Genomic DNA, 12,912 nt, shown 5'->3' on the forward strand with positions numbered 1-12,912 from the left:
GCGACCTAAGGCCTTGTCGCACAAGGCAATTCGACACACGCCGCCAGAAGGGGACACCGTGGCCATTCAGTCCGCTCGCTACCAATTCACCCGCGGCGAGGGCATCGCCGTCGTGATGGCGCGCGAAAGCGCCAGCACCGACGCGGTCAACGCACTCGAGCAATGGCAGGGCGCGCATGCGCGGCGCAGCTACACGTTCAAGATGGAAGAGGACAGCAACGAGCAGCTGATCGCCACGCTCAGCTGGGATGAGGAGGACGCGGAAGCAGGGCACCGGCTACAAGCCAAGTGCGTGCAGCGGGGCGTGTCCCACACCTTCATCGAGCTCGTGGCGACACCGGCGGTCGTCGGCAACGACTGACCCCCTTCATCGACCGGGGGGTCTCGACGATGGTCACACGCTCGCATGTCCAACCCGGTGCCAGCCCCCGGCTGGCGGCGGCGGACTTTCGCTTTCTGACGGCCTGGCTGCAGGGCATCGAAATTCACGAGGCGTGGGACAGGTACATGCTGGCACGCGGCCCGGCGGATCTGCGCCGCATCCGCTCGACGACGCGCACGCTGCTGGATGTGCTCGTCTCGGTGGCCAAGCGCCACGGGGACCCGCAGGTGGCAGCGCTGCTGCGCCGAGATCCTGGCCGCATCAAGTCATCGCAAAACGAACTGACTTCATTGCCGAATGCAATGAAGTCAGTACATCCGGCAGTGAAGTCATCGCCGGTGCCGACTCTCGAACAGTTCGCCGAGACGCTCGAGGATCCTGATTTCTATAGCCAGGCCGAGCTCATCGAGCTTTGGGAAGAGCAGTTCGGCAAGGTGCCGTCTACGACGGTCGCACCCCAGGACGGTGCTCCAACTCGCCGACGAGACACGCCCGAAAACCGCGCCCTGAAGCGCCGCGGCCGACTGATTCAGCGCCAGCTCGAAGCGCTCAAGCGCCTCGAGGTCCTGGCTGCCAGCTCGCCTGAACCTGCGGACCAGGTCGAAGCATGGCTCGACGCGGAGATGGCCAAACGACTACAAGCAGTCGGCATCTCACGCTTGCTCGACCTGAGCTACTACGTGCGCACTCACGGCTATCGTTGGTACCGCAAGGTCCCACGCATTGGTGAGGAGAGGGCAGGGCGCCTGGTGCGTTGGCTGCAGCAGCACGAAGCCACCCTCGGCATGGTTCCCGTCGTTGCCCTGGTGCCGCGGGCCCAGCTGCCCGCCTTGGTCATGTCTCCCGAGTCGGCCATCGGGGTCGTCCCAATCGAGCGGCTGCAGGTGCCCTACGCGCTATCGGGAGAGCAGGGGTCGAACAGAGCGCCAGCGGATCGCTGCAAGGCCAAGGCGCGCAACGACCACCAGGCGGTGAACGAATGGCTGGAGCTTCGGCGACCTGTTGGTGACACTGGCAACGCTCACACTTTCCGGGCCTACCGAAAGGAGGCGGAGCGATTCCTCCTGTGGGCACTCTTTGAGCGCCGCAAAGCCCTCAGTGACCTCGACCACACAGACTGCACCGAGTACCGCAGGTTTTTATCGAACCCGGGGCCGATGTGGATCGGGGCGAAGTCAGCACAGCGATGGAGCGATCAGTGGCGACCCTTCGAAGGGCCGTTGAGTGCCAGGTCTCGCAAGTCGGCGGAAGTGATCGTTGCGTCGCTCTGCACCTGGCTCGTCAAGGTTCGCTATCTGGACAGCAACCCTTGGGACATGGTCCCTGCGCCGAGCCTTGCGTTGCCGATGCAGGAGCTGCGGTCGCTGTCGGACAAGCAATGGGACCTGGTCAAGTCCTGGCTCGAGGAGCGGCCACAGACGGGGGCAAACGTGCGCTTGCTCTTCATGTTCCGCCTGGCGCTGGGGACTGGCATGCGCGAGGCGGAGCTGGCCAATGCCAAGGTGTCCTGGCTGCGCCAGGACACGGATGACGAGGGCGAGCTGGCGTGGGGGATGCTGGTTGAAGGGAAGGGCGGCAAGCAGCGAGAAGTGCCGCTGACAAAACGCCTGGCGCAGCAGGTGTTTGAGCATCTGGTCTGGAAGGGCGCGTTGGAAGAAGGGCAGAGCATTGACGATGTCGATGCAGAGATGCCACTGCTATCAGCCCTTGAAGATCCCCGGCGGCCGATGTCGCCGGCACGGGTCTACGAACTCATGAAGGACGCTTTGCAGGCTTGCGCCGATGAGGTCGATTCAACTGACCCCGCAGCTGCGGCCCGTATCCGCAAGGCGTCGCCGCACTGGCTGCGGCACACGCACGGGCGTAAGTTCGTCGAGGCCGGCGGTGATCGAGGGATCTTGCGGCAGAACCTGGGGCATGCAAGCGATGCGACAACCGCGATCTACGACCGGTCGGAGGCCAGGCGGCGCCGGCGTGATGTGGAGAGGGTGTTTGGGTAAAGCGGTTCGCTAGTGGTGTCGCTACGATCCAACCATCTAACGCATACGTTGAGGGCCTGCATGGCAGCAGAATCAGAACTAGCCGATCAAGACGCATCAGAGCAAACAGAAGTGCTGGTCAACGTGAACATGGATGCGGTGCTAGGTACCTTGCACCGGGACATTCAGCGCATCACGAACCTGGTTGCTGTTGGCATCCAATCACCCGTGACGTTGGACGACGATGCGCTGGCCATTCGCTCAGAATCCATGCAGTACCGATTCGGAAACGCGCGCCCATGGAACTCAAGCAATCAGGCCCGTGCGGACTACGAAGATTGGGTCTATGGCAATGGCTTCAGGGACGCCATCGAATCTGTCGGCACCTTTCTGGAATCGGTTCGCCAAGTGCTGGCACTGTGGTCCTTGGGGGACCGGGAAAAGAAGGGCGAAGCGCTCACGGGCGCCAGCTGGATCCAGGAGATGGACTTCGCGGCGAAGAAGTTCCATCGCCTGGGATTCCCTGACAAGCTGGAGGCGCTGCTAAGGAGCTTTGATGCCAGCGTCGACGCCGCCCTGAACGAGCACGTGTTGTCCGTCACTGTGGCCAGGAACTGCCTGGTCCACCGACGCGGCATCGTGTCGGAACGCGACCTCACCTGCGGCGATGCATTGGTGGTTAGCTGGCGACGGATGGCGGTGGTCCTTCGCACCGAGGATGGCGAATTCCCGCTGGTGCTTGGCCGAGCCCTCGAGAAAGAGGCGCAGGTGTTGTTCAAGGTCGAAGAGCAGAGCAAGGCCTTCAATCTCGGCGAGCGCGTTGTCTTTACAGGCGCGGAGTTTGTCGAAGTCTGCTGGTCGATGTTCCTCTACAGCCATGCCTGGGGGGAGGCTCTCAACAAGATCGGCTTGGAGCGGGGCTATCTTTCTGCGCCGGAAGCTGCGCCGGTGTAGCGTGTCGATCGCAGATAGCCAGCAGAGCTTAGGTTGGAGCTGCTGTTTGCAGCTTTGGGTTGGCAATCACTGCTTGTTAGGTAGGAGGTGAACATTTGCTGTTCAGCTAACATTGGCCAACCGACTAACTTAGTCAATTGACAAATATTAGCTGTACAGCTAATATGTAGTCATGCGCGAAGCTGAGCAAGTGTTGGTGCAGGACTTTCTGGCCGCCCTGCAGGCGGCCACTGGAAGCGAACTCATCGACCAAAAGGACGAGGTGGCGTTTGACGATCGCCAGCGGCTGGATGCGCTCCTGCGCGTCAGGATGCCCAACCATCCGGACATCGTTCCCATTGCGGTCGAAGCCGAGGACGCCACCTATCCGCGCGATGCCCGTCGCTTGGTCGAGTTCTTAAAAGCATTCAACGCTCAAGGGACGCACGATAGGCCACCCGCGGCCCCCGTCGTCGTTGCGAACTACCTCACGGGCACGGCGAGGGACGTGCTGCGGGAGTGCGGGGTCAATTATTTCGAGGCCTCGTCAGGCACGCTGTTCTTTCGATTCGGAACCTGGCTCATCGATATCGAGCGCCCATCCAAACGGGCCCTAGATCGAAAAATCGGCAGCGTCTTTACCGGCGCCCGCGAGCAAGTAGTCCATGCGCTACTCATGCATTGGCATCGGGCCGGTGCGCGTGCTTGGCTGGCCGGGAATGAACTGGCAAACCTGGCTGAGACGTCGGCCTTCACGGTATCCAAGACTCTGCAAGAGCTTGAGAAACATGAATGGGTCGAGGCGACCGGAACGGGGCCCTCACAACGACGTCGACTCAAGAATCCAGCAGGCCTGCTCGATGCCTGGGGCGACGAATGGATGCGCCGTGCGCGGTCCGAGCCGCGGACGCGCTGGTACACCTACGCCGGCGGACGGGGGGGGATCGTCGATCGCATGCTCGAAAAGCTGGAGAACCGCCAAGGCTGGGCGATCTCAGGCACAGCCGCCGCTAATGCCCGGGTCCCCCATCTGACCGCCGTCGACCGGGTCCTGGTCATCGTGCCGCCCGGGCTGTCGCTGCCCTGGGCCGAAGGGATGGCCCTCGAGCCCGCGGACAAAGGCTCGAACATCACCTTTGTCGAGCGCACAGGGACTTCACTGCAGTTCCTCGACGAACAAGCAGAGCGTCCCAAATCACGCTTTGCCAGTCCCTTCATCCAGTACCTGGACTTGCTCGACGGCGTGGGCCGAAACAAGGAACTGGCCCGCGAGTACCGCAGCCAAATCTTCAAGCTGGAAGAGAGAGACCATGACTGAAAAGCACCCCACTGCCGAGGCGTACAAGAAGGAAAAGACGCTGGCCTGCGAGACCGCACTGGTGCTCTTGCTGGAAGCCTTTGGCACCCTGAAGCCGACGCTGCGCCTGATCGGCGGGCTCGTGCCCAGATACCTGGCGCCTGAAGCTCCTCCAGATGTGCCCGAGCATATCGGCACTACCGACGTGGACGTCGTCCTCGATGTAGCAGTCCTCGCCGCCGGCGAGGACTACAGCTCGCTGCGAGACCAGCTCAAGAAGGCAGGGTTTCGACGTCACACACCCAACGGCAAGCCGCCGAGTTCGTGGCAATGGGCCTGCGACGTGCTCGGTGAGCGCATCGTCGTCGAGTTCTTGATCAACACCGACGATCCAAACGAAAAGGGCCTGGTGCCACTGGACGGAGAAGATATTTCGGCATGCAGGATTCCGCACGCCGGCCTGGCGAGCGACTGGTACCTGGAGCAAGAACTGCGCATCAAGCGACCGGACGGCGATGGAACGACCATCGAGACGGTTCGCCATGCCGATGCCGTGGCATTCATTGCTTTAAAAGCGCTGGCCTTGGAGTACCGCTACGAGCGCAAGGACGTCGCCGACCTGGTGCACGTGCTTCGATACTACAAGGGTGCGCCCGACTCCATTGCTGCGGAGTTCGCCGAAAGGCTGGCCACAGGCAAGCATGAAACACCGCTTCGCAAAGCGCTCCAGGTCCTTGAGGCCAAGTTTTGCGACGACGATTTCACGCCGGGCCACGAAAAGGACGGCCCGGGTCGATACGCGGCGTTCCATGGCATCGAAGACCCTGAGGAGCGAGCGCTCGAGTTGCGAAACGTCAGTGGCCTGGTGACTGAGTTCCTTCGCCAGGTGAACAAGCAATCCAGCTAGGATCTTCGGTCCAACTTCCCGCGGCGCCTTGCAGGCGCCAGCAAAGAAAAGGCTCTTTGCGCATTGCCTATGGATGAGCAAATCGTCCGAGGGAGAGGCTGAGGAATTGTTCCGGGGGCAGGTGGGCGGGAGCGCAGCGGTCAACGACACGAAACCAGCCCAGGTAGTGGTGCAGGTAGCTGGTCGCCACGCCACGGAAGCGCCGCAGCCAGCCCTTGAGGCGCGAGTGGTAGGCGTTGACGTTCTGGATGTGCCAGGCTCCGTGTACGCGCGAGCCGGTGCTCATGTTCAAGGCATGGTGCTCGATGCCCATTGCGATGGCGGCCGTGGCCATGGCGGAGCTGCCATCGGTGCACAGCACGGCGTCTGGGGCGAGCACGGTGGCAAGCGAGGCCAGGATTTCGCGCTTGGAGGCGCGCCCGAGGATGAAGTCGGTGCTGCCGCCAGAGCGGTCTCGGGCCACCAATACGGGAACATGGTCGTCGCTGGTGCCTCGGGTGCTGGCGTGGCCGCCACGGCGCCGGGGCTTACGCCCGCTCACGCACTGCCCTTTGGCTGAGCGCAGGATGAAGGTCTCGTCAGCCTCGGCGATGCCGCTGAGCAGCGCCGACTTGGCCTGCTGCGCCAGGCTGAGGAAGCGGTGGCGCCAGCGGAATGCGGTGCTGGGCGCCACCTGCAGGCGCTCGGCCGCCTGGTGCACGCTCAAGCCCTCGTCGAGAACCCGGGCCTGCTCCAGCCACTTGTGACGCTGACGAAGCCGCGCCAGCGGCGTGGCCGTCAGGGCGTTGAACGTCTTGCCGCAGCCTCGGCACTTGTAGCGCTGCAGTCCGTCGGCCTGCCCGTTGCGCACCACACGCTCGCCCGCACAGTGCGGGCAGCCGACGGGCGTCCCGCCCGCTTGGTCAATCTGCTCTTGCACCTGCTGACGCTCGTCGGGCGTATGCAACTGCGCCATCAGCGCCTGGCGCTGCCCGGGGCTGAGCTCCTGCAGGCGCTCCAGCCACCGCTTCCAGTCTTGTTCCCGCATCGCTCACTCCAGGACGTTCCCGGCTTGCCGCCGTACCCTGGTCACAATGCCCGCTCGCTGGCTCATGGCGTGAGCCCGTCACTACCGAACGGGCAAAGAGCCAAAGAAAATCTATGGTCACCCCCGTTATTGCAAGGGCTGGGGCGGCTCCGAGGTGAAGGTGGCTTGCGTAAATCTATCCGGCGTCTGAGTGGGGATGAATAGTCCCCGCGCCACGATGAGAGTCGCGCCTGGCAGTCCCTAAAAAGCCCGCGGCTTCAAGAGCCGATTTCTTTGTCTGGATGCCTGCCAGGCCGAATGGGCCGTTCACGTCATCACTGCTACAGCGGTCGCAAAACCCGTTGGGTGTTCGTTGAAGGAAGGGCGTCGTTCAGCCTGCTGCCAAGTCAGGCTTGAGATGGCTGGGTTCGTAGACTGTGTGCCCACGTGCCAAGGCCCAGGCCATGCGCGCGAGCTTGTTGGCCAGCGCACAGGCCACGATGTTGGAGTGGCGGCGCGTGAGCAGCGAGCGCACCCAGTCGGCCAGGGGGCTTGTGTCCTTGTCTAAGCGCAGCATGAAGGCGCGGGCGCACTGCACGAGCAGCCGTCGCAGGTTCTTGTCGCCGCGTTTGCTGATGCCCAGCAGCGTGGCCTTGCCGCCGGTGCTGTACTGGCGCGGCACCAGGCCCAGCGAGGCGGCGAAGTTGCGGCTGGCGGCGAACTGATGTCCGTCGCCCATCTCGGCTGCAAGCACGCTGGCGGTGATGGGGCCTACGCCGGGCAGCGTCATGAGTCGCTGGCCCAATTCGTCTTGGCGGACCTGGCGCCCCAGTTGCTTCTCGATCTCGGCGATCTGGTCGTCCAGGTACTTGAAATGCTCGTGCAACCTGTGCAGCACAAGGATGAGTTGTGGCGGCAGGTCTTCATGCTCTGCCATCAAGGCGGGCAGCCTCTTGATGACGGCGAAGCCGACGGGCAGGCTGATGCCGAACTCCAGCAAGAAGCCGTGCATCTGGTTGGCCGTCTTGGTGCGGTCGTGGACCAGTGATTCGCGCACGCGGTGCAGCGTCGACAGCGTCTGCTGGCCCTCCGTCTTGGGCGGCACGAAGCGCATCGTGGGCCTTGAGGCGGCTTCGCAGATCGCCTCGGCGTCAATGAAGTCGTTCTTGTTGCCCTTCACGAACGGACGCACGTACTGCGGCGAGATGAGCTTGACGTCGTGGCCCATTGCGATGAGCTTGCGCGCCAGGTAGTGGGCCCCGGCGCAAGCCTCCATCACGGCTGTACAGGGATGGAACTTGGCGAAGAACTCCAGGAACTGCTTGCGGTTGAGCTTCCTGCGGAACACGGCTTGGCCCTTGCGGTCCTGACCGTGCAGATGAAAAGAGTGCTTGCCCAGGTCGATGCCGACCAGCGTCACAGAGTCCATGATGACCTCCGCCACAAAGAAGAACACCCCGGCAACTTATGTCACCGGGGTGTTCGGGGCAAACACAGAGATGGGGTGACCATCTCATTAAGCCCTGACCACCGGCCAGGGCTCAATGCCTTTTCGCTGTCATCAAGTCAGGCTCCTGCTCAGGGAGGAAAAGCAGGGACGCCGCAGAGCAACGTCGAAGTCATTCTATGGCTCTCGTAATCGCGCCAGAGGTATGTAGCCTATGGCTATGTCGCGCATCCGAGTGAACCCAACTCACGTTGGCTAGCGCAAAACAGCCGCTCGGCCTCAGTGCCTTGGTGCGGCCGACTGAAATGTTCTTGGCTTCGCACGTCTGGGCCATCATCGATGGTGCCTTCCAGTACCGAGCGGCTTCTGGAACCTGGGCTGAACGGCCGGGCCCAGGCTATCGAGGCTATCGCAAGGGCTGCATGGCGGCCTGAGTTGCCTCGTGGATGGCCTTGGTCTTGTCGCCGCCAACCTCGGCAACCTTGGCAAATGCAGGCCAATCGTCCACCGCGGCCAGGACCTGCTGCAGCAGCGCCTTGGCGCCGGGAACGCCGTAGCGATCCGCCACCTTCATCAGGTTCTCGCGCGTGATGCCCAGCACCTCCCCATCCACGCTCATCAGGTGCTGGCGCAACCAGGTGTTGTTGGGGTCGAAGCTGAAGGCCATGTCGTAGGCAGGTGCCAGGCTCCACTCGCCCTTCTGGTCCATCAGGAAGGCCACGTTCTTCGTGTGATCGTCGTGGTTCACGCTGGCGACGTTGAAGGCCATCCGAAGGAAGGCCTGCCGGCGGGCGTCCAGGCCAAGGTTCAGGGATTCGATGACCTGAAAGAGCTGCTCGTAGGAGTTCCCTCGGACCAGGTTGAAGTCGAGGTGTGCCATCGCGCACAGTGATTGCATGTGCAGCCGCTCATTGCCCACGCGGTCGAATCGCTTGGTGATGAAGTGCGCCCGCTCCGCATCGTGGATCAGCCGGCACTCGTTCATGTCGATGCCGGCTTGCCGGGCCATGAGGAAGTAGGCGTATTCGGCGCGGCCATAGGTCTGCGGCGCTTCGAGTTTGGCATCCCGGTCGATCCCGTCAAGTTTGAGCAGCCAGTGGCTGAAGCCCTCGGGGGCGTCCACCTGGCCAGAGCGCAGCTGCCCGGTGTCCGGGTTGTAGGCCACGATGGCCTTGGCGCGCGCGCCGCCGGCGCTGGATCCCACCCGCATCAGCTCGCGCAGGGACAGGGCTTCAGGGTCGTTCGGATCGGCGAGCGTGCCGGTGATGACCTCGCGGGCCTGATGGGCTAGCTTGGCCACTTCGATGATCGAGGACTTGGTTTCTGACCCGCCGCGCGTGGGCTTGAAGGTGAGGGCGCCCATGCCGCGACTGCCCATGTAGGCGAGCCGGTCAATCACGGTGATGTCCTCGCGTCGAACGCCCTTGCTGGCCAACCAGCTGTCCAGCACTGCGTTGCCGAAGCGGTCAGGCAATGCGTCAGCGATCATGGCTGGGAGCCCCTTGAATGTCTCGACCGGCAGGTTCGGGAACACGTAGGGCGCCTGGCGCAGCGGCATCATCAGCGGCGAGGGCTCGATGCGGGTGGCGAGCCACTTGGGGTCGTACTGGAAGGCGAACGTGCGCATGTTCGTCGCCTGGGCAACCGCGCCCGCGCGCTGGCCCCACAGCAGGACGTCTACGGCCATCAGCGGCTTGTAGGTGCTTGAGGATTTCTTCGAGGTGGCCATCAGCTGTTCCGCTTGTTGCTCGGGCGACGCACGCGCTGGCGGGGCGCCGCGTTCCCGGTTGCTGCCATGTGCAGGGGGCTCACGGTGACCTCGGGGCTCAGGTTGTGCAGCCAGTCCTCCAGGCCCAGCGCTTTGACCACGGCGATCAGGGTGTGCGTGTTCACAGCCCGGCCCTTCTCCAGGGAACTCACCGCGCTCAGGCTTACGTTGGCCCGCTCGGCCAGCTCAGCTTGCATCAGCTCCGCCGCCACCCGTGCGCGCCGCACCTGCTCGCCCAACTGCGCCTGCAGTTCGTCGACCGTTACTTCTGTTGCTCTGTTAATCATTTGTTTGTCAATCGTATAGAGCAAATGTACCTCTTATCGTTGTTTTGCAAGTTTTTATTAGTGCTCAGTTTAATAAATGCAATTGCAATGTTTAATGGGGCTTTTTCTTGTTGTTGTTGCAAAAACAATGTTTATGCGTAGGCATTCGGCCATGGATCGAGTGGCCGGACCGTCCGGCAGTGCAACGCCGAGAAACTTGATTTCCCGCACGCGCGGCGGACACCCAGCAGCCATGCCGACCAGCCCGCAAGCCCGGCGCAGACTCAGGCCACGCTCGCGAGCGAAGGCGACCTGGGCAAGTCGAGCCAGCGGGCTCACCACTTTTTTTTGCGTTGATCTCTTTCAGGATCGCGTTGTCCAGCGTGGCCTCGGCCAACGGCTGATTGCTTGTCGGCTTCGGCCAGTGCCAGACGCTGGTGCAGTTGGGCATCAAACTCCTTGTCGCGTACCTGCTTCAAGATGCTGGCGTAACCCGCCTCGTCCACTTTGAAGGCCTTGCTGCAGTGCGGGCACATGATCTCGTGCATTTCAAATTTCTCCCTAAGAAAGTCATGGCCGAAGGACGGACTGCCCATTCGCGCAACCCGCCCATTCGGCTCGAGTGGATCTAGATGTCAGCGACCGAACAAGCGGCCCAAAGCGGTGTCTGCAGGCGCGGTGTTCCACCGCCATTGGCCGGGTTCCGAGTGCAGCACATATTGCTCGTACCACCAGCCAAGGTGCTTTCTCGTGGTTCTCGGTTGCTCGGCGAGAGTCCGTAGGCGGGCATGTGCCGGGTCTGCTTCGATGACCTCGGCAAGGCGATGTGCAGCCGAACGGAAAATCACAATGGACTTGCCGCTGAGCAGAAGCGCATGTGGCGTGTCAACGCCATTACCGGCTCGCATTTGGGCGTGGTGGAAGTTCTCGCCACGCATCCTGTCGCCGCGAAACATGCGGTCCTGAGTCTGGGCGCCCACATAGAGGCGATCTTGCGGCTGGAGTGCCTTTGGATTGGCACCCTCGGGAATGGCGAAGTAGATCCAGGACTCGCCGATCTTGCACTTGTGTGCGTGCAATTCGGACTCAAAAACTGGCAAGTCGAACATGCCGCGCTTGGCGTAGTCATATGTTCGGGAGGTATGCGCGCGCCTCAGGGTGATGTAGGGCTCGGCAACAGTCGCGGCAGTGGGAATGAGACTGGGCAGGTTCATTTGATGGCTGCTCGTGGTTGGCTTTGGGTGAAGGAGGTTGGTCGGTCGACGAACGGCGGTTCGGTAAGCTGGGTCAATGCCTTCGCATTCGCCTGGTTCGGTGTGCTGCGGTGATGAGAGTTCCGTGATCGGACACCACGACTTGAATGTCCAGCGAAGGAAGCGTGCGCAGCGCAGTCGGCATGTGCACCGCCAGGAGCTCACGACTCTTTTTGTCAAGGAAGTAGCGCGAGGCGCCGTAGGCGCGCTGCTCACGTCCGTAGTCCAGGATGGTCACGACCTGATCCATGGTGATTCCGCGCTGCTGCAACCTTTTCAGGCCGTGGTTCGACAAATCGGGAACGTTCGGAGCGACCTCTTCTGTGGTCGCCACTGCTGGAGCCCGTGTCGGTGCTGGCAGTGCCGTTGCCGGCTGGCAGCCTCTGCGACGAAGTGCAGCCGTGCGGCGAACCCGTTCGATGCGGCCGGAGTGGGTGCCTAGCGCCTCATCTGCACGGTCGAACTCGTGACTCCACGCAAGCTGGCGAATTCCCTTCAGTGTGGTCATGTCATCGCTCCTGAAAACTGGATGGAAGAGGCCGCCGTTGAGGGGGCGGCGTTGACAGCGAATGAACCCGTTGCAGGGCCCTATGTCAGGTGGCTACTTGGCGGTGCTTGCGTCCAAGGCTTTGATCTGCCGCTCAATGGCGCGCAGCCGCTCGACCGCACGAACCTCCGCTGCGCGAAGCGCGAGCAGTTCCCCTGGCAGCGCCAGGACGGTCCCCAGTCGTGACATCAGATTGGCGTCGTCCAGTGCGGATTCGGGGATGTCCAAGTGAGGTCCGAGGCCACCGGGTTGACCAGACACAACCGAAATGCCGATTGCTTGGAGTGCCACTGAAAGGGCGACGGCGTGTGGTTCTGAGAGCAGGAATCGCAACCTCTGGTTCAGGGACACAATCAACTCGTCTGCGGATTGAAAGCGATGCGTGGTCGGGTCATGGCGCCCATGTCGGCTTGTGTGCTTGATCGGCACATATCGCCCCTTGGAGATCAGCCAGGCTTTTGCGTCATCGGGGGTGATGAATGCGTTTCTGCCCTCCGTGCGCGTCACCAACGGGTTTTGGCGTTTGCCGCCCGCCAGCGTTCGAAGGCTGGCCTCCGTCATCCCGGACAGCAGTGACATTTGCCGAAATGACAGGCCAGGGGTGTTTGGTCCGTGCCAATCCATGAAACGATCGCCCTCTGCTTCGAGGCCCTCAAGCACCAATCGGGCTTGAGCTGCTTCAAACACCTGCTGGCAACGTCGGATGCTCTCCTTGCACTTGGAGTATTCCTCCCATTCCGCGACGAACTCCGAGTTGCCCAAGTCAACGAGTACCCGCGTGATCCAGGCTGGCGTGGACTCGCTGTCCCAGTCGCTCACGTCGGTATTGAGGTGCCCGAAATAAGCGAACTCGTAGGCCGTCTCAACGCTTTCTGCGAGCGCCGTTGTGGCGATTTGCTCGTACGTCAAGCCGCTTTCAGTCCAACCGACCTCAGGCTCTCCGAGTTCCAGGGAGGGCGCGTCTGTCCGCTGATCGAATAGTCCCTGAAGAACCTTGTGGGTGCCGCCCTCGAGCGCATGGTCGAGAAGGATGCCCGAACTTGGCGTGCTATTGACCTGACCCCTCCTAGCCGTACCAGCGTAAAGGTAGTGAAGTCCGTCAACTAGGAGAATGACGGACATGAAGA

The 12,912-nt window shown here is 62.3% G+C and carries 12 protein-coding genes and 1 pseudogene; 5 read left to right on the top strand and 8 right to left on the bottom strand.

Annotated features, from left to right (window positions below):
- Window positions 1-58 precede the first annotated feature (58 nt).
- From J7U46_RS22520 to J7U46_RS22540, 5 genes are all read left to right on the top strand, one after another.
- Window positions 59-361 carry a hypothetical protein gene (locus J7U46_RS22520; protein WP_282829498.1) on the top strand — a complete coding sequence of 101 codons (303 nt, stop codon included), beginning with the start codon at window positions 59-61 and terminating at the stop codon, window positions 359-361.
- 29 nt (window positions 362-390) lie between these two features.
- The gene (locus tag J7U46_RS22525; RefSeq protein ID WP_282829499.1) at window positions 391-2,382 is read left to right on the top strand and encodes a phage integrase family protein; all 1,992 of its coding nucleotides are present in this window, start codon (window positions 391-393) and stop codon (window positions 2,380-2,382) included.
- Window positions 2,383-2,442: 60 nt separating this feature from the next.
- Window positions 2,443-3,315, top strand: a complete 873-nt coding sequence (locus tag J7U46_RS22530) for a hypothetical protein (protein ID WP_282829500.1) — start codon at window positions 2,443-2,445, stop codon at window positions 3,313-3,315.
- Window positions 3,316-3,487: 172 nt separating this feature from the next.
- The gene (locus J7U46_RS22535) at window positions 3,488-4,612 is read left to right on the top strand and encodes a hypothetical protein (RefSeq protein WP_282829501.1); all 1,125 of its coding nucleotides are present in this window, start codon (window positions 3,488-3,490) and stop codon (window positions 4,610-4,612) included.
- A complete protein-coding gene (locus tag J7U46_RS22540; protein ID WP_282829502.1) occupies window positions 4,605-5,498 on the top strand; it encodes a hypothetical protein in 894 nt (297 codons plus the stop codon). The genes J7U46_RS22535 and J7U46_RS22540 overlap by 8 nt, the downstream gene beginning before the upstream one ends.
- A 67-nt stretch (window positions 5,499-5,565) precedes the next feature.
- Here the strand turns inward: J7U46_RS22540 and J7U46_RS22545 are convergent, their stop codons facing one another.
- The 8 genes and pseudogenes from J7U46_RS22545 to J7U46_RS22580 form a co-directional block, all read right to left on the bottom strand.
- Complete coding sequence (locus J7U46_RS22545; protein WP_282829503.1) at window positions 5,566-6,525, bottom strand: IS1595 family transposase; 960 nt, start codon at window positions 6,523-6,525, stop codon at window positions 5,566-5,568.
- A gap of 370 nt (window positions 6,526-6,895) precedes the next feature.
- Complete coding sequence (locus J7U46_RS22550; protein WP_282829504.1) at window positions 6,896-7,933, bottom strand: IS110 family transposase; 1,038 nt, start codon at window positions 7,931-7,933, stop codon at window positions 6,896-6,898.
- A 424-nt stretch (window positions 7,934-8,357) separates the two neighbouring features.
- Window positions 8,358-9,680 carry a type II toxin-antitoxin system HipA family toxin gene (locus J7U46_RS22555; RefSeq protein WP_282829506.1) on the bottom strand — a complete coding sequence of 441 codons (1,323 nt, stop codon included), beginning with the start codon at window positions 9,678-9,680 and terminating at the stop codon, window positions 8,358-8,360.
- Window positions 9,680-10,030 (bottom strand): helix-turn-helix transcriptional regulator, encoded by a 351-nt coding sequence (locus J7U46_RS22560; protein WP_282829507.1) that lies wholly within the window; start codon window positions 10,028-10,030, stop codon window positions 9,680-9,682. Before J7U46_RS22560 ends, J7U46_RS22555 begins: the two co-directional genes overlap by 1 nt.
- A gap of 350 nt (window positions 10,031-10,380) precedes the next feature.
- Window positions 10,381-10,533, bottom strand: a pseudogene (locus tag J7U46_RS22565) (DUF2130 domain-containing protein); the annotation flags it as partial.
- A gap of 87 nt (window positions 10,534-10,620) precedes the next feature.
- Window positions 10,621-11,199: a hypothetical protein gene (locus J7U46_RS22570; RefSeq protein ID WP_282829508.1), complete on the bottom strand. Its 579-nt coding sequence runs from the start codon at window positions 11,197-11,199 to the stop codon at window positions 10,621-10,623.
- 73 nt (window positions 11,200-11,272) lie between these two features.
- Window positions 11,273-11,746, bottom strand: coding sequence for a DUF4258 domain-containing protein (locus J7U46_RS22575; RefSeq protein ID WP_282829509.1), 474 nt, complete (start codon window positions 11,744-11,746; stop codon window positions 11,273-11,275).
- Between the two features lie 93 nt (window positions 11,747-11,839).
- The coding region (locus J7U46_RS22580; protein ID WP_282829510.1) for a hypothetical protein at window positions 11,840-12,912 on the bottom strand (1,073 nt) is incomplete at its 5' end.

The organism is Pelomonas sp. V22 (assembly GCF_030014915.1).
Classification (GTDB): Bacteria; Pseudomonadota; Gammaproteobacteria; order Burkholderiales; family Burkholderiaceae_C; genus JAUASW01.

What these genes read in the sequence shown, in the direction of transcription:
- J7U46_RS22525 (WP_282829499.1), top strand. Translation starts at nt 391, where the DNA reads ATGGTCACACGCTCGCATGTCCAACCCGGTGCCAGCCCCCGGCTGGCG.
- J7U46_RS22530 (WP_282829500.1), top strand. Translation starts at nt 2,443, where the DNA reads ATGGCAGCAGAATCAGAACTAGCCGATCAAGACGCATCAGAGCAAACA.
- J7U46_RS22535 (WP_282829501.1), top strand. Translation starts at nt 3,488, where the DNA reads ATGCGCGAAGCTGAGCAAGTGTTGGTGCAGGACTTTCTGGCCGCCCTG.
- J7U46_RS22540 (WP_282829502.1), top strand. Translation starts at nt 4,605, where the DNA reads ATGACTGAAAAGCACCCCACTGCCGAGGCGTACAAGAAGGAAAAGACG.
- J7U46_RS22545 (WP_282829503.1), bottom strand. Translation starts at nt 6,525, where the DNA reads ATGCGGGAACAAGACTGGAAGCGGTGGCTGGAGCGCCTGCAGGAGCTC.
- J7U46_RS22550 (WP_282829504.1), bottom strand. Translation starts at nt 7,933, where the DNA reads ATGGACTCTGTGACGCTGGTCGGCATCGACCTGGGCAAGCACTCTTTT.
- J7U46_RS22555 (WP_282829506.1), bottom strand. Translation starts at nt 9,680, where the DNA reads ATGGCCACCTCGAAGAAATCCTCAAGCACCTACAAGCCGCTGATGGCC.
- J7U46_RS22570 (WP_282829508.1), bottom strand. Translation starts at nt 11,199, where the DNA reads ATGAACCTGCCCAGTCTCATTCCCACTGCCGCGACTGTTGCCGAGCCC.
- J7U46_RS22575 (WP_282829509.1), bottom strand. Translation starts at nt 11,746, where the DNA reads ATGACCACACTGAAGGGAATTCGCCAGCTTGCGTGGAGTCACGAGTTC.